Annotated in this window: 24 protein-coding genes; 12 read left to right on the top strand and 12 right to left on the bottom strand. The window is 59.0% G+C overall.

All coding sequences use genetic code 11. The annotated features are described in order from the left end of the window. Window positions 1-352 (top strand): hypothetical protein (locus tag NKH43_RS11680; protein ID WP_352858183.1); only part of this gene is annotated, 352 nt, incomplete at its 5' end. Window positions 353-398: 46 nt separating this feature from the next. Here the strand turns inward: NKH43_RS11680 and NKH43_RS11675 are convergent. Further along, window positions 399-623 (bottom strand): hypothetical protein, encoded by a 225-nt coding sequence (locus NKH43_RS11675; protein ID WP_352858180.1) that lies wholly within the window; start codon window positions 621-623, stop codon window positions 399-401. 401 nt (window positions 624-1,024) lie between these two features. Continuing rightward, complete coding sequence (locus NKH43_RS11670; protein ID WP_023680685.1) at window positions 1,025-1,201, bottom strand: hypothetical protein; 177 nt, start codon at window positions 1,199-1,201, stop codon at window positions 1,025-1,027. A gap of 67 nt (window positions 1,202-1,268) precedes the next feature. Here NKH43_RS11670 and NKH43_RS11665 point away from each other — a divergent pair, with 67 nt between their 5' ends. Then, the gene (locus NKH43_RS11665; protein ID WP_352858177.1) at window positions 1,269-1,589 is read left to right on the top strand and encodes a hypothetical protein; all 321 of its coding nucleotides are present in this window, start codon (window positions 1,269-1,271) and stop codon (window positions 1,587-1,589) included. Window positions 1,590-3,411: 1,822 nt separating this feature from the next. On the opposite strand, the gene NKH43_RS11660 is transcribed toward NKH43_RS11665, so the two are convergent. The 4 genes from NKH43_RS11660 to NKH43_RS11645 form a co-directional block, all read right to left on the bottom strand. Beyond that, complete coding sequence (locus NKH43_RS11660; protein ID WP_352469334.1) at window positions 3,412-3,657, bottom strand: DUF982 domain-containing protein; 246 nt, start codon at window positions 3,655-3,657, stop codon at window positions 3,412-3,414. Window positions 3,658-3,864: 207 nt separating this feature from the next. Then, entirely contained in the window at window positions 3,865-4,119 is a 255-nt protein-coding gene (locus tag NKH43_RS11655; protein ID WP_352469335.1) for a DUF982 domain-containing protein, read from the bottom strand. A gap of 379 nt (window positions 4,120-4,498) precedes the next feature. Continuing rightward, window positions 4,499-4,717, bottom strand: coding sequence for a hypothetical protein (locus NKH43_RS11650; protein WP_352469336.1), 219 nt, complete (start codon window positions 4,715-4,717; stop codon window positions 4,499-4,501). A gap of 275 nt (window positions 4,718-4,992) precedes the next feature. Next, window positions 4,993-5,220 (bottom strand): hypothetical protein, encoded by a 228-nt coding sequence (locus tag NKH43_RS11645; protein WP_352469337.1) that lies wholly within the window; start codon window positions 5,218-5,220, stop codon window positions 4,993-4,995. A 480-nt stretch (window positions 5,221-5,700) separates the two neighbouring features. Between NKH43_RS11645 and NKH43_RS11640 the strand changes: the two genes are divergently transcribed. The 3 genes from NKH43_RS11640 to NKH43_RS11630 all read left to right on the top strand — a co-directional run bounded on the left by NKH43_RS11640 (window position 5,701) and on the right by NKH43_RS11630 (window position 6,918). Then, window positions 5,701-6,027, top strand: coding sequence for a glycogen debranching N-terminal domain-containing protein (locus NKH43_RS11640; protein ID WP_023722971.1), 327 nt, complete (start codon window positions 5,701-5,703; stop codon window positions 6,025-6,027). A gap of 85 nt (window positions 6,028-6,112) precedes the next feature. After that, window positions 6,113-6,730 (top strand): amylo-alpha-1,6-glucosidase, encoded by a 618-nt coding sequence (locus tag NKH43_RS11635; protein ID WP_352622656.1) that lies wholly within the window; start codon window positions 6,113-6,115, stop codon window positions 6,728-6,730. Beyond that, entirely contained in the window at window positions 6,619-6,918 is a 300-nt protein-coding gene (locus NKH43_RS11630; RefSeq protein WP_352536487.1) for a DUF6074 family protein, read from the top strand. The genes NKH43_RS11635 and NKH43_RS11630 overlap by 112 nt, the downstream gene beginning before the upstream one ends. Window positions 6,919-7,180: 262 nt before the next feature. Here NKH43_RS11630 and NKH43_RS11625 read toward each other — a convergent pair whose 3' ends face one another. The 5 genes from NKH43_RS11625 to NKH43_RS11605 form a co-directional block, all read right to left on the bottom strand. Next, complete coding sequence (locus NKH43_RS11625) at window positions 7,181-7,378, bottom strand: hypothetical protein (RefSeq protein ID WP_352858172.1); 198 nt, start codon at window positions 7,376-7,378, stop codon at window positions 7,181-7,183. A gap of 826 nt (window positions 7,379-8,204) precedes the next feature. Further along, a complete protein-coding gene (locus NKH43_RS11620; protein WP_023680838.1) occupies window positions 8,205-8,489 on the bottom strand; it encodes a PilZ domain-containing protein in 285 nt (94 codons plus the stop codon). A gap of 295 nt (window positions 8,490-8,784) precedes the next feature. Next, window positions 8,785-9,138 carry a TadE/TadG family type IV pilus assembly protein gene (locus tag NKH43_RS11615; RefSeq protein ID WP_352622013.1) on the bottom strand — a complete coding sequence of 118 codons (354 nt, stop codon included), beginning with the start codon at window positions 9,136-9,138 and terminating at the stop codon, window positions 8,785-8,787. Between the two features lie 40 nt (window positions 9,139-9,178). Next, on the bottom strand, window positions 9,179-9,619 hold the full coding sequence (locus NKH43_RS11610) for a TadE/TadG family type IV pilus assembly protein (RefSeq protein WP_031195389.1): 441 nt from the start codon (window positions 9,617-9,619) through the stop codon (window positions 9,179-9,181). Between the two features lie 5 nt (window positions 9,620-9,624). Next, window positions 9,625-10,857 carry a pilus assembly protein TadG-related protein gene (locus tag NKH43_RS11605; RefSeq protein WP_352681764.1) on the bottom strand — a complete coding sequence of 411 codons (1,233 nt, stop codon included), beginning with the start codon at window positions 10,855-10,857 and terminating at the stop codon, window positions 9,625-9,627. Between the two features lie 470 nt (window positions 10,858-11,327). Here NKH43_RS11605 and NKH43_RS11600 point away from each other — a divergent pair, with 470 nt between their 5' ends. From NKH43_RS11600 to NKH43_RS11570, 7 genes are read left to right on the top strand one after another with little or no spacing between them, the layout of a single operon-like run. Beyond that, a complete protein-coding gene (locus NKH43_RS11600) occupies window positions 11,328-13,226 on the top strand; it encodes a methyl-accepting chemotaxis protein (RefSeq protein WP_245278787.1) in 1,899 nt (632 codons plus the stop codon). A gap of 7 nt (window positions 13,227-13,233) precedes the next feature. After that, entirely contained in the window at window positions 13,234-13,698 is a 465-nt protein-coding gene (locus NKH43_RS11595) for a chemotaxis protein CheW (RefSeq protein ID WP_023680840.1), read from the top strand. Continuing rightward, on the top strand, window positions 13,695-14,948 hold the full coding sequence (locus tag NKH43_RS11590) for a CheR family methyltransferase (RefSeq protein ID WP_023722963.1): 1,254 nt from the start codon (window positions 13,695-13,697) through the stop codon (window positions 14,946-14,948). The genes NKH43_RS11595 and NKH43_RS11590 overlap by 4 nt, the downstream gene beginning before the upstream one ends. Then, window positions 14,945-15,664 (top strand): chemotaxis protein CheW, encoded by a 720-nt coding sequence (locus tag NKH43_RS11585; protein WP_051409790.1) that lies wholly within the window; start codon window positions 14,945-14,947, stop codon window positions 15,662-15,664. The genes NKH43_RS11590 and NKH43_RS11585 overlap by 4 nt, the downstream gene beginning before the upstream one ends. Further along, on the top strand, window positions 15,661-17,940 hold the full coding sequence (locus NKH43_RS11580) for a hybrid sensor histidine kinase/response regulator (protein WP_023722961.1): 2,280 nt from the start codon (window positions 15,661-15,663) through the stop codon (window positions 17,938-17,940). Before NKH43_RS11585 ends, NKH43_RS11580 begins: the two co-directional genes overlap by 4 nt. 22 nt (window positions 17,941-17,962) lie before the next feature. Further along, complete coding sequence (locus NKH43_RS11575; protein ID WP_352469269.1) at window positions 17,963-18,985, top strand: chemotaxis response regulator protein-glutamate methylesterase; 1,023 nt, start codon at window positions 17,963-17,965, stop codon at window positions 18,983-18,985. 11 nt (window positions 18,986-18,996) lie between these two features. Continuing rightward, window positions 18,997-19,992 (top strand): response regulator, encoded by a 996-nt coding sequence (locus NKH43_RS11570; protein WP_031195385.1) that lies wholly within the window; start codon window positions 18,997-18,999, stop codon window positions 19,990-19,992. 916 nt (window positions 19,993-20,908) lie between these two features. On the opposite strand, the gene tnpC is transcribed toward NKH43_RS11570, so the two are convergent. Beyond that, window positions 20,909-22,549 (bottom strand): IS66 family transposase, encoded by a 1,641-nt coding sequence (gene tnpC / locus NKH43_RS11565; RefSeq protein ID WP_023722958.1) that lies wholly within the window; start codon window positions 22,547-22,549, stop codon window positions 20,909-20,911. Between the last annotated feature and the right edge of the window lie 16 nt (window positions 22,550-22,565).

Below are 22,565 nucleotides of genomic sequence, written 5' to 3'. Positions count from 1 at the left end.
GGCTGCGTTGATCGCGTCCATGTTGCCCTTCAGCTCGGCTCTTGGCTTCACGTACCTTGATGTCTGTGTTGTCCATCATGCTGCCAACCGGCAAGCCAAGCCAAAACACGCCGTCCACATCATGGCGGGCGGTTCTGTCTTGTATGGCCATTATCGGCGCGAGGTCGGAACTCGTTCGGTAAAGTTCGGCTTCCAACTGGCTGCAGGACTTGCCCGCGTATACGCGGACGAAACCAGCGTGGGCTTGATGTCGGCTGGGCGAGTAGCGCAGCCCGACAAAACGCTGATGGCTACAAACGCACATAACTTGATTCATGCTTCCCCCAAAATGCCCGCGGCTAGCAGGCGCTGAGGGCAGGACGAAGTCTATTTGCCTTGACGGCATGCGGAATATATTCCTATTTTGAGGGATGCCGCACCCTCGCCGACACGAAGCCGTTTCCGAATATCACCTCGCCAAAATTGAACGATAGGCGTGGCTTCTGACGGTAGAACTCCGCGACGCGCAGTTGTCGCTCAAGCCATTTGGCGAGCATTGGGAAGCGATCGACCATCTGCATCGGGACATAAAGCGGGCGCTCAATCTGCTTAACAATAGGCCGGCGGACTACGAAGAACCACATTTCGCGCCTATGTCGCGAGGGTGAAGAACTAGCCTGTCAGTTTAGTGAAGTCGTGGCGCCGCGCGCGAACATGTGCCAGCAAATTCGTTTCGTTTACGACCCCTGATTGAAAGAGATTCAGCGTGGTCGAGGCCAGAATCTGACCGTCTATCGGGGTGCTGTACCATTTGGCGTCGGCGGTTACCTGGTCGACAACCCGCTGGCAGATCGCCCGATCTTTAGGTCTAAGGAACTGACTTTTCGGTGCTCGTAGCATCTCGACGCCTTGAAACGGGGAGTCACTGTCTCCCGCGCGATACCCATGCGTGGTCTCCGAGCATGGACCCTAAACGCATTCAGACGGAAAATTGCCATTCGTTTGAGTGGTACCGATGTCGCGTGGATAAGTGGCGGTCCGCGAGCTAATCCACCATGTCGCGCAGCGGCTTCTTGCGCTTTGGCGTCCTGTACTTCTCGACCAGCCTGACCTTGTCGATGTCGATCGTCACCAGTGGTCCCAGATCGACGGTCACCCTGCCGCCTTCCTCGTCTACGCGCGTGATCTCTCCGGTAAGCTCGATCTGCTGCCCCTTCTTCACCTTGGTATGATCGATGATCGAATGCGGAAAGCTATAGCTCGGAATCGAGACGTTTACGCAGTGCTGAATGACCCGTTTGCGAAGGCGGCCGGGATCGCCACCTCGTCACGAATGGAAATTCCGCGCGCCGTTCCATGAGTCTGGTGCGCTCGGTGCCTTACTCAAGATATTGCTAATTATGGATGAGCCTGCTTCCTCCAATCGATGGATGAAGCCGATCGTGGGCCGGTGCTATTTTGATGCATCGCGCGACTTACCCGACAAGAGCTGGCTCCAGGGGCAAAATATGAGCAAGACGACTCTCATTGCTATCGCAATCCTCGCGATCAGTGTCGGCTGTGCCGAAGCCAAGGACCGTAAGGTCGAAACCGCGACGCTCGGCACGTAGGCCAATTCGAAGAACCTGCCGGTTTGTACCGCGTCAAGCTCACCCTTCGAAGTCCTCGGTGATGAATGTTTTCTCGTCACAGGTTCGATGATCTATGGCGACATCGCCGAACTCTCCCGGACAATCACTTTGAGTTGGTAGCCTAACCAACAACCTCCCAGCGCGGCCTCCATTCTCCGGTATGAAGTTGTTGCGTCGCAGGGGCTGCCTTCGCCCAGATATCGACCCAGTCTTCGCGCGTCGCCAATACCGGCGCAATCCCCAGTCACCACGGGCCTCTCCAAAATTCTTATGCCGTCCGCACCTGCGGTCGAGCGTGTCGCGCCAACACAGCAGCGCCTCTGCATCGTTTGGGCAACCCAACGCATAGCTTCCGGTCCGGAAACTCGCTTACGCGTCTCATCGTCCATTCGGCAGCGGAAAATTAGGCCGATTTGGCAGTGCTCAGAATCGCGTAGCTGTCCTGCGATCCGCTCGGAGAGGATGGCGAGTGGTTGCGGCAACTGCGCCTCAAGCTGGCTGGCGACCGCCGTCTGCAGCGCGCTGCTGCGGAGCAGCGCTGACGCTGCGTTCGTCCGGACCGTCGCAAGACCGCTTGATTGTATCCGGCCTGGAGACAGACAAACGCCGGCGCAATCTCACCCTGAAACCAAAAGACAATATCGATGACCTCCAACAGCTATGCTCCCAAGGGTTCAAGCGCCTGCAAACATTCACCATGCCAATTTCGCCCGCTTCGATAATGACGGCGCCATCAATTTCATGGCGCAAGCCGCTTCATGAACCGGCTAGAAGACCCCACCCCAAAAGCCGCTGATCGATTTGAGCCGCAGTAACGAAGTCTAACCGGGTTCCCAGTACAAGAAGCTCAAACCGCGCAAGACCGCTGATCGATACGACCACGATCTTCAACGGTCTTGCCCAATGGAAGCCGCCCCAATGGAAATCGCCACGAACGGCCATACGACTAGCCATCTGATGACGTCACGGCGCTATGCGCCTCTCTTCTGGACGCAGTTCCTTTCCGCCTTCAACGACAATTCCTCAAGAACACGCTGGTGTTCCTTATTCTGTTCACCCTGGCGGCGGACAAGCACTTGCATGGCGGATTGAAGCGTCGTCATGCGTATCCTAGTCCCTTCATGCGCTGATAGGGTCCGCTCCCACTGCTCGCACAATGGCGTGTCCACAGCCGGTATCAGGGCTGTTAGTGATCTTCACACGCGCACCAATGCGCCTTGTGGCAGTTCTTCTCCCTCGAGATGCAGCTATCGCCGCACGCCTTGCCGGCGGAGCACGTCTTGCAGCAGCCCTCGACCGGGATTGTCGACCAGGGTATTGCGGATCCGGGCGCATGACGATCGGCGCCGTCAGCATCAGAATGCCGGCAATCGCCGCAGCGGCGACGAGTCGAAACATGGTTGCCCCCTCCCAAGGAAGGAGGATCAGAGCATTTGTGATGGCTCAAGTCGAGGGAGGTGCAAACGTGATGAAATGCAAGGTTTTCGCCCACTGCCTCACGGTGGAGGGCTCTCCTTTCATCGTGACATCCAGCCGTCCGGCCCGTTGTCTGAGCGCATTGTCTCGTTGAGTTGCCGAAGCCGCTCTTTTCTCGCCGCCTCGGCCGCGGTCCGTAGCGGGTGAAGGGAAAAGCCTCGAGCTTGGAGGCAGAGGGTCACCGCCTTATGCCAGCGAGGCCCTCGCCGGGTCCACATCTTGAGCTGCTCAAGGGCTTCCTTCGCATTGTTGCAGCCATGCCTGACACCGGTTTCAGTCTTCACGAACACCGGAGGGACGAACCAGATGGGCGCCATGATACCTCCTACTCAGGGGAGAGATACACGTTGGCCTCCTTGGCAGCCGCCTCAAAGGCTTCACGCACCTCTTGGGGGGAGGCGCTGCCCTGGAACGCATCGACGCAGGATTGGACCGCCTTGGTCCACTTCGGGCCCTTTGTGTCCCACCCCATGAGTTCCTCGGCGGCTCCCTCGACGTGGCTGACCCCATTGCGAATGCCCGGACGTTTCGTCTTCACGTAGACCGGGGGAGCGAACCAGAGGGGACCCATAAGGGGGAACTTAGAGCGCCAAGAGCCCGCTGACCAACCCCGCTTTAGCCGCAGCTAAGGAACGATGTAGGCCCTCGCGGGTTTAGAACTCGCAGCGGTCCTTCTTGGATGTGCAGCCGCTGTGGGGGTCCGTCGCCTTTCTCTCACGGGCGGCGGGCTCCTTTCGCGAAGGCGGTGTTGGTCAGAGAACCTTTACCGCAGTTCAAGTTAGCTGGTTGTCATTGGGGGGAGTAATGTCCCCTCCTCTTTTGCAGCGGCCAGGAATGCCTTCCGTGCCTCCTCAGGTTCCATCTCGTCGGCAATGCAGGCCATGCAAACGCGCACCGCGAGGTCCCACCAAGGGCCACGCTTGGTCCACTTCATCAGCTCCTCGCCGGCTGCCTCGGCGTTGTTGACGTTGCGGATGATCCCGGGACGCTCGGTCTTGACGGGGACCGGAGGGTTGAACCAGTGGCGAGCCATGAAGGGGCCTTAGGGCGGCTAGCGGGTTTCCTCTCTATGAACCGGCTCAGCGACGAGGACGGCTAACCATTTGTTAGGGATGGTCTGAGTCCGTGACGGGTGTTTCCAAACGTTCATCGACGTTTATCCGAGCGGTCGGTACGAAGCCGGTATGCATCATCTTCCGGTGGGTGTCGCCCTAGTCATTTCGCTTGTAGTCGGTCTAGCCATTGCGGCGATCGCCTCAAAGGACCATTCGGAAATCTGCGGCATCCGATGCTTATTCGTCCTCGGCGAGAGCGTTAATGTGAGGGCTGTCACGCCAAGGCCGGAATGTCGAGAATGAATGGCAGCACACGGTCGCCATTGCCAGGTCACGACAAGCGAAGTTGGCTGACAGCTACTCCTGGGCGTCGAAAGCCACGCAGAGGCCCATGGCAGTTGCTGCCTCGACGATTGCCTCGGTTAGTTCTTCGTCGGAGGCCACCAAATAAGGCGCAGTCTCCCGAGCTTCGCGTAGTGCCGCTTTGATCGAGACCGTGTCGCGACGGTCCGCCCTGTTGAGGAGTACAGTAATTGCTTGTTCTAGAAACGGACCGACCCTTCGCGCGACGCTCATCCAGCCCTCCCCAGGGACACGCCGAAGGGTGACTCTACTCCCTACCTGAGCGGCATCAAGGCCATGTACGAATTGTACAAATTGGTACGGCGCTGGGCCGCCACAGTCAGGAATGTTTGTAGAATTTCTGTGGTGGGGATCGGACACCGGCTCGCGAAGACCCCCATGTTCCTCCTCGATCCTATTGACGCGCCTCGAGCCGCCTTTCTCCCACAATCCCAGGTCGGTCTGTCCTGACGTACACCGCAGGGGAGAACCAATGGGGTGCTACGAGGCTATTCGCGAATGTCGAACGCAACGAACATGCCAAAGGCTGGGGCAAGGTCGACGATAAGCTCCACCAGCTCGCAGTCACTTTCCACCAGATGTGGCCCGTCTCGGCGCACCGCTGCGATAGTCTCTTTGACGGAGATGATTTGGCCGCGACGGGCTTGTAGGATCAGCTCGTGAACAAGGTGTTTGGCAGTCACTTTGTCGGGTCGGCAGTTCGTCCAAACGTTCATACAAGGCCTCCCACCTCAGCGAGAACCCAAGGGGAACATTCATGATCCTCTGTCGGGAAAAATCAAGAAGAATGTTTGATAGACTTCTGAGTGGGAATCAGGGGGACAAGCCACGAAGCGAGCCTCTATACTCTTTGACCTGACGCCCAGCCAGCCGGCTAGGGACCTTCTTCCGTCGGGCCCTGTTTGGCCCGATCAATAGCCGCAAGTAATGACTGTAGGGTGGGCGGCAGTTCTGGTTCGACCTCCAGATTTAAGAACGTTTGTACGTGATGACGATAGCCTTCGGAACGGATCAGTTTCCGAAACGCTCCGGAGACAGACTGATGGTCTGCTTTGTTGCTCGTTGTCATGTTCGGGAAGTCCGTCCCAATGAGCCGCAACTCGCCCGCAACGAATGGGTTCCATCAGGAGGTCGGAATATTTGGTAGAAATTTCTGAGCGGGAGACCGGATAACTGGCTCGCGCGAAGACCCCCCGTTGCTCGAGCGCATTACCTTCACCAACTACTTCTCGCGCGAGATTGCGTTGCCGGTCCGTCTCGACTTCGATGCCGATTTCCGAGACATGTTCGAGGTGCGCGGCACCACGCGTAGCCGTCGCGGTCGTGCCCCTGACGCGCTGATTGGTGAGGCAAGCGTCACATTTCGGTACGAAGGGCTTGATAATGTAGCGCGCCAGTCGGTCATTGCGGAGCCGGATCAGGTGCATTCCAGTTACGCCGAGTTCCGCATTGTCGTGCCGAGCCGTGACCGCAGGATCCTCCATCTGGATGGTCGGTCACGGCGAAGAGATTCCGTCCAGTGACCGGTTTCGTGCCGCCGCTGCGCGAGCGCGATGTGCGATTCGCTCAAAGCGCCGGCAAGGCGCCACCGTTTTCAGTTCCGGACGCGTGTTCAATGACTGGCTGGCCCGCATACGTACCGACATCGCGCTCCTGACAACCGACCTCGAGACGGGACCATACCCGTATGCCGGCATTCCATGGTTCTCAACCGCCTTTGGTCGCGACGGAGTCATTTCCGCCTTGCAGATGCTCTGGCTCAATCCCGAGCTTGCCCGTGGCGTGCTGGCGTTTCTCGCCCGCTACCAATCGACCGAGACTTCCGTCTTCGGAGACGCGGAGCCAGGCAAGATCATGCACGAAATGCGCAAGGGCAAGATGGCCGTGCTTCGCGAGTTGCCGTTCGGCCGTTACTATGATGGCGTCGACACCACTCCGCTGCACATCTATCTGGCTTCGTCCTACGCCGACAGGACCGGAGATGAGGACTTTGTCGATCGCATTTGGGAATCACTGGGTGCTGCCACGGCTTGGATGGAAGAGGTCGGAGCCCGCAACGGGGAGGGGTTCGTTACCTACAGCAGGGCAGCGGATACGGGCCTCTTCAATCAGGGCTGGAAGGACAGTGCCGATGCGATCTTCCATACCGACGACACTATTCCCAAGGGACCGATCGCCTTAGTCGAGCTGCAAGGTTACGTCTTCGCAGCATACCAACCGCGCTGAACGCTCGCACCTACCAAGCCGGACAGCGCTACTGGTCGCTGCATGTTGCACCGGAGCGGAAGAAGCTCGAACGCCGAGGCTTTACCCCAAGCCAGATCGACGCCGAGATCAGCCGCTATGCGACGGCGATCAGCCGCATCCTTCACTCTCAAAAGCAATATGGCTCAACACCGGATAGTGCCGCATGAGCGAGGGAGCGAGCATGTCCGTCCGCGAAGCGGAACGGAATGGGGGTGTGGGGCCACAGGCCCCACGGGTTGCGTGTGTTTGCGCCGCGCGCGCGATGGCATTTCGAGGCAGTGGAGCGCATGCCCGATGACAGGTTCCTCGCGAGCACCAGGCCGCGCACCATGAGCTGCGCTCGCCGTCTGTCGACCTGGTTGCCGCCGTGCTTGAGCGCGAGTGGTGCCGGTGGCCTGAAGGTCGCGACGAATCAACCGCCGGCCCAGTTCAACCCGCGCGACGTCCTTCAAAGCTCGGGGGATCGATCTTCACCAAGCGGTCTGCGGCCTCGACCGCAGTTCGTATCCTGCTGCACAGCGCAAGATTTTCGGCCAGCATTTCTTCAGTGCGTTGAAGTGCGAGCTCGGTCCGGTGGATGCGCTGCCTGGCATTGGCAACTTCCGATGTCAAAAAATCGGCCGCCATCCCGTGGCCGTGGGGTTCCATAGTGTCCATGGGTTTCTAATACATGGGGGGCGATATCGTTCCATGATGTCGGGCGAAACGGCGGGCCGCAGAAAAGCGCGATGGGCCGAATGACCAATGCGCTCCCTGTCAAAACAGCGGACGCTGAGGAAGATCACAAGGGAAGCACTAAGGCGCAACTCAACCTCAAAGCGAACGGTCCGTTTTTTTGGAACTTTGTGGGCTGGTCGACAAATTGCACGACGTTCCCTGATATGACAGGCACTCTGACCCTGTCGTTCCCAGTCAGGCGAATGTCGCTGTCGTCTCGACGGACCAAAACCATCACCTTTCGGACCGATCACGTGACGATTCGCGACGGCATGAAAAGATGGACGGCGGCACCCGCTAGCGGGTGCCTTGTCGGTGCTGCAGGCCGCAGGCCGAAGCAAGGGGGAGGCCGGTTTTCTGCTTGTGGGGGAACAGCGCCTTTTATTACCCCTGCCCAATACCGAGCAGGTGCGCGACCAACGCAGGCGTGATGAATGCGAGCAGTTCCACACGAGCAGACCGACCCCACCAGCGCCGCATCCTCGCGACGACTCGGACCGTCTCGAAATGCACGGGCACTGTTTAAACCATCAGGACGGTGGAGAGGGCGAGAGCAGTAGCTATTCTGAAATCTCCAACGATGGTCGGCAAACCGATAATGGAAGCGAGCAGTCAGTCGGCGCCAGAATGGTTGTCGGCCACCTAAGTCGAAGAAATTCTGGAGGAGGAACAAGGCGTCCAAAGGACGGGGTCAATCACCGCCCAGCATACGGCTACGAGGTGTGGTTCAGGGGATTTAGCCGTAGTGCCAGTGCGGCTTTGGCTCGGTGCCGGTGAACATGACGCCGATGCGGTCTTCGCGACGCCAACGAACCACCGCCTTGTAGGCGATGCCGTCGGTCGGCACATAGAGCAGGAATTCGTCGGGGACGCGAGCGTCGATCGAGGCCTTCAGTTCGGCGCCGCCGGCATGCATGTTGCGCACCGTGCACGTGACCTCGGAATGGGTCATGCCGGTCAGGATTGTTGCGCCCTTGAAGACGCGCTGCCTGCGTTGGCGCCTCTGTTCGTCTTCAGCCATTTCGCCTAATTCCCGGCGTCTGTCGCTTCGTGTAGTTTTTGGTCTGCCAGATAATTGAGCTTGGCTGATGAACATAGCGTTATCGTCAGAGGCGGCGTGACATGCGGGATCGGTTGTGGAAGTACGTTTCAGGAGCATGCCGGCCTCCTACCAAAGGGCTTGCCAAGGCCGCCGGCGACCCCACAATGGGTCAAGCCGGGGATCAAAGCCCGCGTGAAGCACCTTGCGGCAAGGAAGAGCTTCGCTGCAGGTTTTTTGATGGAGAACTAGCTGCGGCGTCCGACTAGAATGAGCCTTATGTTCCAATCAACGGAACCGTGACGGTTGTCGCATAATTAATCGGATACCGGTCGAAATACAGGAATTCAATCACGAACGCATATTTGGCGGTCAGATGGGCCATTCGAAAGCCGCCGCTGGGGGCGTCGATTGCTATTGTTATGTTGACATCGCTTAATCCCAAACTCAGCAATTTTGCCGTGGCTATCGCTTTTATCTCGGCTTCGGTCAGCGAGTTCTTCATTTGCAGCGCTCGTGAGGACGTTTCCAGAGTATAGCGAACACTCGACATGGCATTCAGAGCCCAGCCGAATGCGAAGATGCCGATCAAAAGCATTATCAGAATAGGCGCGATCAGCGCGAACTCCAATGCGGCTCCGCCTGATACCCCACGTATGAAGGCTCCCGCTTTAGCGGACACGAATCACCTGTTTGTGGCTGATCCCGCGCGAGAGGGAAAAATCGCCAAAACTGAAGGGCGGGAACCAGGTGGCTGTCGCCTGGATTTCGACGAAAACCGCGGGAGCTTTCAAACTGTCGCACAGGACAGATGGATCGACCACGGTGATCCCGCACATATATTTCCGGCTCAGCGTCACCTGCGCGTCATCGGGATGATTTTCCCAGCTCGAAAGGGCGACGGCTTGGGTAGCCGCGTCGTCGGCCGCGCCTTGCATCACGAGGTTCGCCGCCGTTTTGACGCCTGCACGCATCGACAACGCGCTTGATACGAAAGACCAGCCGTTAATAACGCCAAGAAGTACCAGGCAAAGGATCGGCACAATCAGCGCAAACTCTACCGCAGCAACACCCGAATCGCTCCGGAACATCCGGACGGATCGCCGTTCCACGAAGATTACTCCACAAGCCGAACGGATTGCGTCGCCGGAATGTCGCGCATTCCGAGGCTCGTGCAATCCTGGCTGATGCTCGTGTTGCCGGACCACTGCAAGGTACTGGCGACGACCTGCGTGCAACCACCTTTGCCAGAGAAATTGCCCAGAAAATTGACATCCTGGGTTGGAAAATACAAAGCGCCGGTCAAAAGCGAGTCCGCCGTGCCATTGAACGTGTTCGATCCCGCCAGGTTAGCCCTGTTGCCGTAAAACAGCACACCGGAATACGTGCCCGACGTCGGTGCGCTAAGCTTGACGGTGGCGTTGCCGTTCATGCTGACGCCCGAGCTGCCGGCCAGATAAATGATGACTCCGTCGCCGGAAATATTGGCGTTCGCGTTCGCCTTGAAATCACCGCCTTGAATGACGTACACGCCGGGCGCGAGCGCAACATTGCCGCTCAAGCTCAGCCCGCTGCAGTATGTCCCGGGGTTCAGGGTCGACAATTTCGAGTTTTGACAGGGGGTTGTGGCTGGTGGCGCCAGCAGGTCGGCAAAGGGATCACCAGCGGGTAAGGCCTGGGTTATCGGGCTGGCGCAAACAGTCGTCACGGGGTTGTTCAACGAAACACCGCCGGCCGATATCAGGCAGTCGGCCTGAAGGTTTGCCGATCCCTGAAGCTTGATCGCATCGGCGGCAATGGAATTGGACATGACGGAGCAGCCCGTCATTTTTATGGTCGAACTGCCGGAAAACAGCGCCGCTCTCGGGGCGGAACGATTGAGCGACAAAGCGCAGGCCTTTGAGGCGTCAGTGATAAAAGCCACCGCTCTTGCCCGTGCGCCGATTGCGTTTTGCGTGAATATCGATGTGAAAAACCGATCGAGGGTCTGATGAACGATGACCTCGACGGCCTTTTGGGCGACATTCGGGCCAGAGGACGGGGGAGTGAAGATTTCGATTGTGCCTGTTGACGGGTCCCAGCCGTTCGTCGTCGCTGACAGTGTCGCGGCGGCGACTATCGTTGGCTTGTCAGATCCCGAAACCTTTTCCAAAGCGCCAGCATAGGCTGCCGCATCCGCCACCGCCTGTAATTTCAGGCTGCTAAAGTACCAGTAGGAGGTCTCGATACCGAGACCCGCTGCGCCGACGACAATCGGCAAAGATAGGGCAAAAATAGTAGCAACGTTGCCGCTCGTCCCGACGCCTCGTCGCAAACACCGAACCAACCGCCTCGATATGGGGCGCCCCATTTCCATGGGGTATTTAACGAAAGATGGATGAAGGAATGGCTAAGAATTGCGCTCCATTTGATATATCCGCTCCTTGGCGCGGCCGGCACAAGTTCCCGCGGCCGCACTCGGCGAGCACGCTGCTGGTCGCTGGCCCTCTCTTCAACCGGCGGCGCCAGTCGCGTATCGGGTTAGCGTTTCCAGTCTCGATGATTGACTTTGCGAGTGTTTCGCCCTCGTGGGTAGGCTAACGGCCATAGCCGCGACAAATGAAATCAGATTTGCGCCAGCGCAAAGCGTGCACGGCAAGCAGGCCTCACCTGCACGCGCTCCACTTTGACAACCCTAGGCGCCAATTGCACGGCGCTTCCAGGAGTTCCACCTCGAGCTATGTGCGCTCTCGCGCGAAACAGCGCGCCCCCTTGCCAGGCCTTCGAAGCAATCCGTCGCTGAGAACACGCGCGACTCACGAGCGTTTCAATGGAGGGGAGTTGGTTGCCACGCTCGATGTGGGAGATACTTTCCAGTTGCGGCCGATGCGATCGACCATTGGTTTGGACGCGTACATGCCGTTCGCAGGCGGCTTGTGGGCGCGACGTGAACGGAAAAGAAACGTTTCCAATATTAGATTCCGCGATTCGAATGAATCTCGCCTGTTCGGCATAGTCGCAACGCGGTGCTGGGCTAGTCGTGCCAACAAATCAATTAGCGCCCTGGCGGAACTGAGCCCGATGAACAGCTTGACGATACGCCGCCGCATACTCGCCAGTTTCGCGGCCGTTCTGGTTGTCATGTCGGTTATGGCCATCATTACATACGTTTGGTTTCTCCAGACGGAGCAAGAAGCGACCAGCGTGGAAAAGGAAACTCTTCCGGACCTCTATCACAGCACCCAGATCATGATGGGACAGATGGATGCCCATAGTCTTCTCCAGGAATATGCTCTTCAGGACAATCCTGCCGACAAGCGGGCTTTCGAGACTACCATCAAGGCGAACCGCGACGCCCTGCAACGGTCGATGGACGAGTATGAAGAGACCATTGAGTCCGATTTGGACAAGCAGAACTACGCTGTCGTCAAGGACCTCGCCGATCAATTCCGCCAAGCCGAAGCCGCCGTACTGGATGCCAGTCGTGCCGCGTTGGCGAAGGGAGAGATCCCCAACGAGCGCCCGGCCATCAAGAACAATGTGGAGCCGATCTTTCGGAAATTGCAATCGGCTCTGCAAGCCATGGTCGAGGACCATAGAGGAGAGGCAAACAGCTCGACCCAAAAGATAGGTTCGATCGTCCGCACAGCGAAGTTGGGCCTGATTGCCGGGTTCCTCGTAGCACTCGGTTTGGCCCTTTTGTGCGGCTATCTTCTATTCCGTGCCGTTAGTGTCCCGCTTGGCCGATTGGTCGATCTCGTCCGTGTAATGCGCCTGGGCGACTTCAGCGGGCGCCTCGATTTGAAGCGCAAGGACGAGTTTGACACGCTGGCTGAGGGCTTCAACACCATGGCCGATGATCTCACCACGCTGATAGGCCAGGTTCAGAAATCCAGCATTCAAGTCAACACATCGATAACCGAGGTGGCCGCCACCTCAAAGGAACAGCAGGCAACCGCAAATGAGATCGCGGCCACTACGACCGAAATCCGAGCGACCGCGAAGGAAATCTCGGCAACCTCCAATGAGCTCGTACGAACGATGAGCGAAGTTTCTGCGGTCGCCGAGCAAACCGCCACGCTCGCCACCGGCGGACAAGCAGGGCTGGCACGCATGGAGGCAACCATGCAGCACGTCATGGAAGCCGCCACCGCGATTAATTCCAAACTTGCGATCCTGAGCGAGAAGGCCGGCAATATCAATCAGGTGGTGACCACGATCACCAAGGTTGCCGACCAGACCAACCTTCTTTCGCTAAACGCCGCAATCGAGGCTGAAAAGGCGGGCCAATATGGGCGAGGCTTTGCGGTCGTGGCAACGGAGATCCGGCGGCTTGCCGACCAAACCGCCGTCTCGACATACGACATCGAGCAGATGGTCAAGGAAATTCAATCCGCCGTCGCAGCCGGCGTCATGGGCATGGACAAATTCTCCGAGGAGGTCCGACGTGGCATGCAAGATGTGCAGCAGGTCGGCGGCCAACTCTACGAGATTATTCAGCAGGTCCAGGGCTTGGTGCCACGCTTCGAAGTCGCCAATGAAGGAATGCAGGCCCAGGCAACGGGCGCAGCGCAGATCAGTGAGACGCTGATACAATTGAGCGAAGCCGCTCAGCAAACGGTTGAATCCCTCCAGCAATCCACGCTCGCGATCGACGAACTCAATCAGGTTTCGGGCGGGTTACGCAGCAGCATTTCCCGTTTCAAACTGCGGGCGCTACGAGAGGTGCCTGCGAGCTAGGACGACTATGCTATTCCTCGGGTTCTGTATAGGTGGCGACCGGTATGTGCTGGACATGGAGCAGGTTGAAGAGGTCCTGCCTTACATTGGCGTGAGAACGCTGCCGGGCGCGCCGAACGGCGTAGTAGGCCTAATCAACTGCCGGGGCTTACCCGTTCCCATGATCGATCTCAGCCTGCTTGCGCTTGGCCGCCCCTCGGCGCTGGTGCTGAGCACACGAATCGTTCTGATACGCTATCCAACCAAGGATGGTGAGAACCACCTGCTTGCGCTTGTTGCTGAACGAGCGACCGATATGCTCGAGCGGGATCCTTCTGACTTCGCGCCGTCCGGGATGGAGGCGGGAACTCCGCCCTACTTGGGCCCCGTGGCGTCCGACGATAGAGGACTTGTCCAGTGGGTCAGGGCCGAAGCGCTGCTATCGGACGACATTCGCAAAACGTTGTTCCGTCAGGTCGCGATGAGTTCATGATGTTTGGTGCGGTCGAACAGCTATTGAGGGAAAAGATTGGACTGGACAGCGGCACTGTCGGTCTGTCGGTGATCCGTCACGCGCTCCGGGAGCGGATGTCAGCCTGCCGGATCAGCGGGCTTCAAGATTATTGGCAGTTGCTGGCTGGCTCCCCATCCGAGCTCCAGGAACTGATCAACGCGGTTGTCGTACCGGAGACATGGTTCTTCCGAGATCGTGAAGCTTTCACTGCAATGACGCGTCATGCACGGGCGCGCATGCGGCCGGGTCAACCCATAATGCTCTTGAGCCTACCATGTTCGACAGGCGAAGAGCCCTATTCGATGGCGATGGCCATGTTCGATGCTGGTTTCGGAGCACAGGATTTCAAGATTGACGCAGTCGACGTGAGCACGGGCAATCTCGCGGCCGCGGAGCGCGCGGTCTACGGGCGCAACTCATTTCGCGGCGATTTTCTCGAATTCAGAGGGCGCTATCTCGAAGCGGCCGAAGGCGGACTACGGCCTGAGGTGCGGGTCCTGAAGCAAGTCCGGTTCAGGCTTGGCAACCTGTTTGATCCTGCGGCCTCGTATGGGCCGGCACCGTACGACATTATTTTTTGCCGCAACCTGCTGATCTATTTCAACCGAAACCTGCAAGACCGCGCGCTGGTTTGTCTGAAGACCCTCCTCGCGCCAGATGGCCTGCTGCTCGTCGGTCCAGCGGAATCAGGCCTTCCGATTCTGCACGGCTTTGCTTCAGCGCGATTACCGATGGCATTTGCGTTCACGAACGTGGAGCCGGCTAAGGCGCCCCGGACGGTTGCCCCCTCCAAGTCGCGCTTCGGTCCGGCCACCCCTGCTCCTATCTCTGACGTCAGCAAAGTGCTGAGCCCGATCCGGCCGGCCTCCAGTAATGCAGCGAAAGTGGAGCGCTCCTTCCACCCTTCCGAGCGGGCGGCCCAAAGCCTCGCTTCTGTAGAACGCACCGCCAATGCCGGACGAGTTGCGGAAGCAAAGGAACTCGCGCTGACGCATCTCGGGGAATACGGTCCTTCGCCGGAAATCTTCTATCTGCTCGGGCTAGCTCAGGATGCAGAAGATGCGCGTTCCGAGGCGATCCAGAACTATCGCAAGGCCCTCTATCTCGAACCCCGCCATCAAGAAGCCCTCGCGCATCTTGCGCTGCTGCTTCGCAAGCAGGGTGACATCGCCGGTGCCGAGGCACTCACCGGGCGGCTCGGTCGGATTGGGAAAAGGAGCGGCACTTGACGTCAGCTGAGCCCGGTAGCGCATCATCGGTGCCGGACATCGCCATCGGCGACTGCTGGCGGCAAATAGGCGTTCGTGGTGACAGATCGTGCCCTGAACTGGAGCAACATCTCCACTGCCGGAACTGCCCGACCTATAAGGAAATCGCACGGAACCTCCTGAACCGTCCGCTGCCGCCCGGCTATCGGGACGAGTGGGCCCGACATTTTGCCCAGGCAAGGACCGATGAAGCAGTCGGGAATGCCGAGAGCAGTGCATTTCAGACGGTCGTTGTCTTTCGTCTCGGCGAGGAATGGCTGGCGCTTCCGGTTGGCTGCTTCCAAGAAGTGGCCGAGCTGCGTAGCATTCATTCGCTGCCACACCGCAGGAACAGTGCGGTTCTCGGCATTGTCAATGTTCGAGGCGAATTGCTGGTTTGCATTTCGTTGGCCAAACTGCTCGGAGTAGACGACCGCAAAACGCGGGTACAGGACACGCGGACCAAGGCATTTCCGCGTCTTATCGTCGTCGGCAACAGCGACAAGCGCGTTGCTTTTGCTGTGGACGAAATGCACGGCATTTATCGATTCAAACAGAGCGACAAGCTTGCCTTGCCTGCTACCGTTGGCAAGGCGTCCTCGACCATGACGGCAGCCATGGTCTCGTGGCGAAGGGGCGCGGTCGGTTGTCTGGACGAGGCGCTGCTGCTGGCCATGCTCGATCGAGCTATCGCATGAGCGGCGCGGACTACAGCCAATTTTCGATGCTCGACCTCTTTCGGGCCGAATTGGAGACGCAGTCGCAGGCCCTGACGTCCGGTCTGCTAGCGCTCGAACGCGATCCCGTGTCCGCCCAGAGTCTCGACGCTTGCATGCGGGCTGCCCATTCGCTGAAGGGGGCGGCCCGGATCGTCGATCTGACGCCGGCGGTGGAAGTTGCGCACGCGATGGAAGAGTGCCTGGTCGCCGCACAGCGGGGGCGTCTCAGCCTGAGTCGCGAGCACATCGATACACTTTTGAAAGGCGTCGATCTCCTCGGATCCATAGCGAGTGAGCCTGCCTCGGCCGATGAGAGCGCCAAACTGGAAATAGCCGGTTTTCTGCTGGCGCTTGAGCAGGCATCCTCCCCATCGACAGCATCAGAGACGGAGCTCGCCGGCTCAAATGCTGCCCCGCAGGAGGCGCCGTGGGCCTCTTCGGCGAAGGAGACGAGCGTCCTCGCTCGATCGGAACCACTTCTTCAACCTTATGGCGGCGTCGGTTCCGACCGTATGGTGCGGGTAACGGCCGATAGTCTAAACCGCTTACTAGGGCTTGCCGGTGAGTCCCTGATGGAGGCTCGTCGCCTCAGGCCGTTTACGGGCGGCCTACTTCGACTGAAACGGATTCAGTCGGATCTGGCCATTGCCTTCGACGTGCTAGGCGACGCACTGGCCGAGATTCCTAAGGACGATCGGGCGGTGCAAGCACTGGCAGAGGCGCTGCAAAAACTTCGGCTGAGCCAGACGTTCCTCGCAGAGCGCCTTGACGAATTGGACTCGATTGACCGCAGAGCCACTGACCTTGCGAACCGACTCTATGACGAAACGCTGGCGAGTCGCATGCGCCCCTTCGAGGATGGCGTCCGGCACTACTCAAGGACGGTGCGCGACCTTGGCCGAACCTTGGGGAAGAACGTGCGGTTAGACATCGTCGGGGGCTCAACTGGCATCGATCGCGACATCCTGGACCAACTCGAGGCACCACTCGGCCATCTCCTCCGCAATGCTGTCGACCATGGGCTCGAAACGACCGACGAACGTATAGCAGCCGGCAAATCTGAAGAAGGTGTCATCAGGCTCGAAGCACGGCACAATGCGGGCCTGCTGCAGATAATCGTCGCGGACGACGGAAGGGGAATCGATCTGAACAAGCTGCGCGAGACGGTCGTGGCGCGCGGCCTGACGACAGAGGAGACCGTCGGCAGACTTGCCGAAGCGGAATTGCTCGAATTTCTGTTTCTGCCAGGCTTTTCGATGAAAGCGACGGTTAGCAACATCTCCGGACGCGGCGTGGGGCTCGATGCCGTACAGGCGATGACCAAGCAGGTCCGAGGCCTCGCAACCGTCTCCTCAGAGTTCGGCTTCGGAACCCGATTTCAACTACAGCTGCCGTTGACCTTGTCGGTGCTCCGCACGCTGCTCGTCGACATTGACGGAGAGCCATACGCCTTCCCGCTCGCAGGCATCGCCAGCACGATAAAGTTGCCGCGCACGCGCATCGAACTGCTCGAAGGCCGGCCGCATTTCCGCTTCGAGGATCGACAGATCGGACTAGTCACCGCGCACGAGGTTCTTGACCGCGCTGAGCCGCAAGCAGACGCCGATGAACTTTCAGTCGTTCTGATTAATGGTGATCACGGTGAAACCCACGGGTTGATTGTCGACCGCTTCCTGGGCGAGCGCGAGTTGGTGGTCCGGCCGCTAGATCCTCGCTTTGCCAAGGTCAAGGACATCAGCGCGGCGGCGTTGATGGAAGATGGTTCGCCCGTGCTTATCGTTGATGTCGACGATCTGATCCGATCAGTAGACAAGCTCGCGTCATCCGGCGGCCTACGCACCTTGCGGCGTGGTACTACCAGCCCCGATCTTAGGCGGCGCAAGCGCGTTCTGGTGGTCGACGATTCTTTGACGGTACGTGAGCTCGAACGCAAGCTGCTGGACAATAACGGCTATGAGGTCGAGGTGGCGATTGATGGTATGGATGGATGGAACGCCATACGGTCTGAACCATTTGATCTTGTTATCACCGATGTTGATATGCCGCGCATGGACGGCATCGAACTGGTGACCTTGATGAAGAAGGACAGCCGGCTCGGGAACACCCCGATCATGATCGTGTCGTACAAAGATCGCGAAGACGATCGCAGGCGAGGTCTGGACGCCGGCGCGGACTACTACCTGACTAAAGGGAGTTTCCACGACGAGACACTGCTCCATGCAGTCGTCGACCTGATCGGCCAGGCGACAGAATGAGGCGCAGCGTGTGTATCCATCAATGAGGATCGCTATCGTCAACGATATGCCTCTTGCGGTCGAGCTTCTGCGGCGATTGGTTGTATCAACCCCGGAACATCAGGTGGCCTGGATCGCCGTTAACGGGCGTGAGGCAGTAGAGGCCTGCCAACGAGACCTCCCGGACCTGATCCTCATGGACCTGGTGATGCCGGAAATGGATGGCGTCGAGGCTACGCGCAGGATCATGGCGAAGACGCCATGCCTGATTCTGCTGGTCACGGCGAGCATTGAGGCCAACATTCCTGGTGTCTATGAAGCAATGGGGTATGGCGCGCTTGACGCGGTCGACATCCCCTCGATCGGCTCTGACGGCCCGGGGTCCGGACGGTCCGCACAGCTTCTCATCAAGAAGATAACGACGATCAGCAAACTCGTACGTGACGCGCCGTCTTCAAATTGGGGCACACGGACATTGCCCCCGTCTGTGTCATCGGCACAGCACCTTATTGCCATCGGCGCGTCTGCGGGCGGGCCCGCAGCTGTTGCCGCGATCCTCGGCGCATTTCCGAGCAATTTCACGGCCGCAATAGTTCTCGTACAGCATCTCGATGCGCAGTTCGTACCCGGTTTTGCAAACTGGCTCGGCCAGCATGCGGCACTTCCAATCCGTCCGGCACGCGAAGGAGATGAGCCCGAGGCCGGCACCGTTCTAATTGCGGCCACGGCTGATCATCTCGTCTTCAAGTCAGCCCACAAGCTCGGCTATACCCCGAAGCCGCACGACAACGTCTACCGTCCCTCCGTAGATGTATTCCTTGAGAGCGCCGCGCAGTGGTGGCCGGGTGTCGTGATCGGTGTCTTGCTCACGGGCATGGGTAGAGATGGTGCCCAAGGGCTCAAGCTGCTACGCGACAAAGGGCATTTGACAATCGCTCAAGACAGCGCGTCGAGTGCGGTCTATGGGATGCCCAAAGCCGCCGCTGCCATCGGTGCCGCTGTCGAGATCCTACCGCTTGACTCAATCGCCCCGCGCCTAATCGAGGCGTGCGGCCCATCTTGCTGAAAGGTTATTCTATGACGGGCAAATCCAATCTCGTCTCACCCCTGGCAGACAATTACTCGTCAATGGTTCTGCTGGTGGACGACCAGATAATGATCTGTGAAGCGGTCCGGCGCGCGCTCGCAAACCAGCCGGACATAGATTTCCACTTCTGCACCGATCCGCTCAAAGCGACTACAGTTGCCGACGAAGTGAAGCCAACGGTCATCCTGCAGGATCTTGTCATGCCGGGCGTTGATGGGCTGGACTTGGTACGGCAATACCGAAAGAATTCCTCGACGCATTCTGTCCCCGTCATCGTGCTGTCAAGTAAAGAAGATCCGGCCATCAAGGGCGAGGCATTCGAGGCCGGAGCGAACGACTATTTGGTCAAACTGCCGGACCGTATCGAGTTGGTCGCTCGTGTCCGTTATCACTCCCGGGCCTATCTTGACCACGTTCAGCGAGAGGAGGCATACAGGGCCCTGCGAGAAAGCCAGCGGCAATTAATGCGCGCGAATCTCGAGCTGGAACGTCTCACACGGATTGACGGTCTCACAGGTCTGGGAAACCGGCGCTACTTCGATGAATATCTCGCGGCGGAATGGAAGCGCGCGGTCCGCACGAAGAGCCCGCTGTCGTTGTTTATGATCGATGCCGATCACTTCAAGCGCTACAACGACACCTATGGCCACATGGCAGGCGACGAGGTGCTGAAGCAGGTCGCCAGTGTAATCCAAAGCAGTTGCAACCGCTCGACCGATCTCGCGGCGCGCTACGGCGGCGAAGAGTTCGTCGTGGTGGTGGTCGATATTTTGCAGGCGCAGTCGGGCGCTATGGCCGAGCGGCTCGTGCAGAGCGTGCGAGCCTTGAGCATTCCACACGGTTCTGAGCGGGTGACAATCAGCGTCGGTGTTGCAACCATGGTGCCTGATGAGAACCACACGCCAAATGACCTCATCAAGGCGGCCGATCTGGCGCTCTTCCGCGCCAAGTCGGAAGGACGGGACCGTGTCGTGTATTACGACTAAAGGTAAGGGTGCTTTACGGACGGGCTTACAGCTCGTGCAGTTTAAAGGCTTGGTGATCGCCGAACGGGACCCCTCGATTGTCAACCGGGCAAGCGAAACAGTTCAAAGTCAGTTCCATTTCTGGATAACTGCTGTTCCGCGGACCGGAACCTCAAACACGAGTTCGTTTTCGACGGGTACGCCTCCGACGCTTATGCGGCTGGTCCAGTCTAATCTAGGACATCCCTCGCCCCTTTTGGCGCGAAATAGACTTGCGCAACGCGCCCGCCCGGATACGCCCACCGATCTCCTTGCGTGAAGGTGATCCTCACGTCAGGGTATCGGACGCCGCAGCCGATGCGGGAGGCTGGTGCGATGGAGGACCACTGCTGGCGAAACCTTACGATCACACGCTGCTTGTCAATTGATCAACCGCCTGCTCAGCACGCGGGAGCGTCTTCGAGATAGGGGAGCCGCTTGAGAGCAGTGACTAACGACCCGGAGGAGTGTGCCCGGCACGAGTAGGGGGTCGGGCGGAGCATCGTGCCGGGCCTGGGCAATCCCCAGCAAGCGCCGGCTCCATGCGCTTATCTCAAAAGGTGACCGTCACAACGACAATATCCGTATAGGTGCCGGACGGCGGCGTCGACCATCCGCACCGCTATTTGAGACTGTAGTGCACCCTGCCAGAGATATGCTCGATATCAAAAGCCCGATGGCCAATGCGTTGCTTGCGAATGATCGCTGAATGCCAACCTGATTCTGTTTCATACCCGTCACCTCAACTGACAATAGTGCAGGCTAGATGGGGATACGGCGCGAAACAAGGGAGCGCCTCTTCTTTGGTTCGGCCGATCGCTTCTAGTCAGCAGCCGCGGGCCAGCCGCATCGCCTGCAAAGCCAAATCGTACGTGATAGGCTGATCGCGCGTAAGCGGTCAGCCGATAACGTCAGGCCTAAAGTTCCAAGGCATGAGCATTTCGATCTCGGATGCCGGCCAGCCTTGAGCGATGCGGGTCAAGGTCTGGGAGAGCCAGTCGAGCGGATCGACGCTGTTCATTTTGCAGGATTGCAGCAAGGTGGCTACCGTAGCCCAGGTTCGTCCACCGCCTTGGCCGCCGGCGAATAGACTATTCTTTCGCGTGATCGTCTGGGGCCTGATTGCACGCTCGACGATATTGGAGTCGATTTCGATGCGACCGTCCATCAGAAAGCGTTCCAGCGCCTCCCGCCGGGTGAGCGCGTAGCGGATCGCCTCGGCGGTCTTGGATTTTCCGGAGACCTTGCCCAGTTCCGCTTCCCATAGATCGAAGAGGCTCGCGACAATGGCCACGGACTTTTCCTGACGGAGCGCGGCGCGGCTTCCGGCATCCTTGCCGCGAACCTCGTCCTCGACCTTCCACAATTCGGTCATGGCGATGATCGAATCCGTCGCGGCCTGCGAGATCCCGCTGATGTGCAGGTCGTAGAATTTGCGCCGCAGGTGAGCCCAGCAGCCGGCGAGCCGGATTGTTTCATTGCTGCCGGCTTTGGCCCGTGCCTTGACCAGGTTGGTATAGGCCGAGTAGCCATCCACTTGCAGGATGCCGCTGAATCCGGCGAGGTGGCGCGCCACGCAATCCGCGCCTCTGCTGTCTTCAAAACGATAGGCAACCATTGGCGGACTGGTTCCGCCATAGGGTCGATCATCCCGTGCGTAGGCCCATAGCCAGGCTTTCGTGGTTTTCCCCGCTCCGGGGGCAAGGGTGGGCAAGGTCGTCTCGTCGGCGAAGACCCTTTCGCCCTCCTTGACGCGCTCAAGGATGTAATCGGCGAGCATCTGCAACTCGAAGCCCAGGTGCCCCATCCACTGCGCCATCAACGACCGGCTGAGTTCAACGCCATCGCGCAGATAGATCGTCTCCTGCCGGTAAAGCGGAAGGCCGTCGGCGTATTTCGACACGGCGATATAGGCGAGCAGCCGCTCCGTCGGCAGGCCGCTTTCAACGATGTGCGCCGACGCCAGAGCCTGGACCACGCCGTCACGGCCCCGGAAAGCGTATTTGGGACGGCGCGTGACGATGACCCGGAACTTCGGCGGCACGACGTCCAACCGCTCGGATCGATCCTCGCCGATCAGAACCTTTTCCAGCCCCTCGCAGTCGCCCGGGATTTCCGGCTCGATAACTTCCTCGATGCGTTCGAGATGAGCTGCAAAACCCTTGCGTGGACGCGCTGCGCGCTTTGGCTTGCCCTTGACTGCGTGATCGAGTTCGCTGCGGATCGCAGAAAGGCCGGTCTCGACCTCTTCGAAGGCAAAGGAGGCCTGCTCGTCGTCGATGGCCAGGCGTAGCCGCTCGGAACGCGTGCCATGTTGCGTGCGCTGCAAAACCTTCAGGATCGACGTGAGATTGGCAATCCGCTCGTTGGCGCTCTTCTCGACGGCCTTCAGCCGGGCGACCTCCGCCTCGGAGGCTGCGATCCGAGCTTCGGCGACTACGATCCGGGCCTCGCTCGCAGCCTGCTCGCGAGCCATGGAAAGGATCATCGCCTTCAGCGCATCAACGTCGTCGGGAAGGGCAAGACCCGGTAGAACCATGGCAGGCAGCAAAGCA

Source organism: Mesorhizobium sp. M1163 (assembly GCF_040318415.1).
Taxonomy (GTDB): domain Bacteria; phylum Pseudomonadota; class Alphaproteobacteria; order Rhizobiales; family Rhizobiaceae; genus Mesorhizobium.
This window is presented reverse-complemented; position numbering and strand designations above follow the sequence as displayed.

What these genes read in the sequence shown, in the direction of transcription:
- NKH43_RS11660 (WP_352469334.1), bottom strand. Translation starts at nt 3,657, where the DNA reads ATGGGTCCCCTCTGGTTCGCTCCCCCGGTCTACGTGAAGACGAAACGT.
- NKH43_RS11625 (WP_352858172.1), bottom strand. Translation starts at nt 7,378, where the DNA reads ATGGCGGCCGATTTTTTGACATCGGAAGTTGCCAATGCCAGGCAGCGC.
- NKH43_RS11645 (WP_352469337.1), bottom strand. Translation starts at nt 5,220, where the DNA reads ATGAACGTTTGGACGAACTGCCGACCCGACAAAGTGACTGCCAAACAC.
- NKH43_RS11605 (WP_352681764.1), bottom strand. Translation starts at nt 10,857, where the DNA reads ATGGGGCGCCCCATATCGAGGCGGTTGGTTCGGTGTTTGCGACGAGGC.
- NKH43_RS11570 (WP_031195385.1), top strand. Translation starts at nt 18,997, where the DNA reads ATGACGGGCAAATCCAATCTCGTCTCACCCCTGGCAGACAATTACTCG.
- NKH43_RS11595 (WP_023680840.1), top strand. Translation starts at nt 13,234, where the DNA reads ATGCTATTCCTCGGGTTCTGTATAGGTGGCGACCGGTATGTGCTGGAC.
- NKH43_RS11590 (WP_023722963.1), top strand. Translation starts at nt 13,695, where the DNA reads ATGATGTTTGGTGCGGTCGAACAGCTATTGAGGGAAAAGATTGGACTG.
- NKH43_RS11655 (WP_352469335.1), bottom strand. Translation starts at nt 4,119, where the DNA reads ATGGCTCGCCACTGGTTCAACCCTCCGGTCCCCGTCAAGACCGAGCGT.
- tnpC (WP_023722958.1), bottom strand. Translation starts at nt 22,549, where the DNA reads ATGGTTCTACCGGGTCTTGCCCTTCCCGACGACGTTGATGCGCTGAAG.
- NKH43_RS11580 (WP_023722961.1), top strand. Translation starts at nt 15,661, where the DNA reads ATGAGCGGCGCGGACTACAGCCAATTTTCGATGCTCGACCTCTTTCGG.
- NKH43_RS11575 (WP_352469269.1), top strand. Translation starts at nt 17,963, where the DNA reads ATGAGGATCGCTATCGTCAACGATATGCCTCTTGCGGTCGAGCTTCTG.
- NKH43_RS11665 (WP_352858177.1), top strand. Translation starts at nt 1,269, where the DNA reads ATGACCCGTTTGCGAAGGCGGCCGGGATCGCCACCTCGTCACGAATGG.
- NKH43_RS11620 (WP_023680838.1), bottom strand. Translation starts at nt 8,489, where the DNA reads ATGGCTGAAGACGAACAGAGGCGCCAACGCAGGCAGCGCGTCTTCAAG.
- NKH43_RS11650 (WP_352469336.1), bottom strand. Translation starts at nt 4,717, where the DNA reads ATGAGCGTCGCGCGAAGGGTCGGTCCGTTTCTAGAACAAGCAATTACT.
- NKH43_RS11675 (WP_352858180.1), bottom strand. Translation starts at nt 623, where the DNA reads ATGTGGTTCTTCGTAGTCCGCCGGCCTATTGTTAAGCAGATTGAGCGC.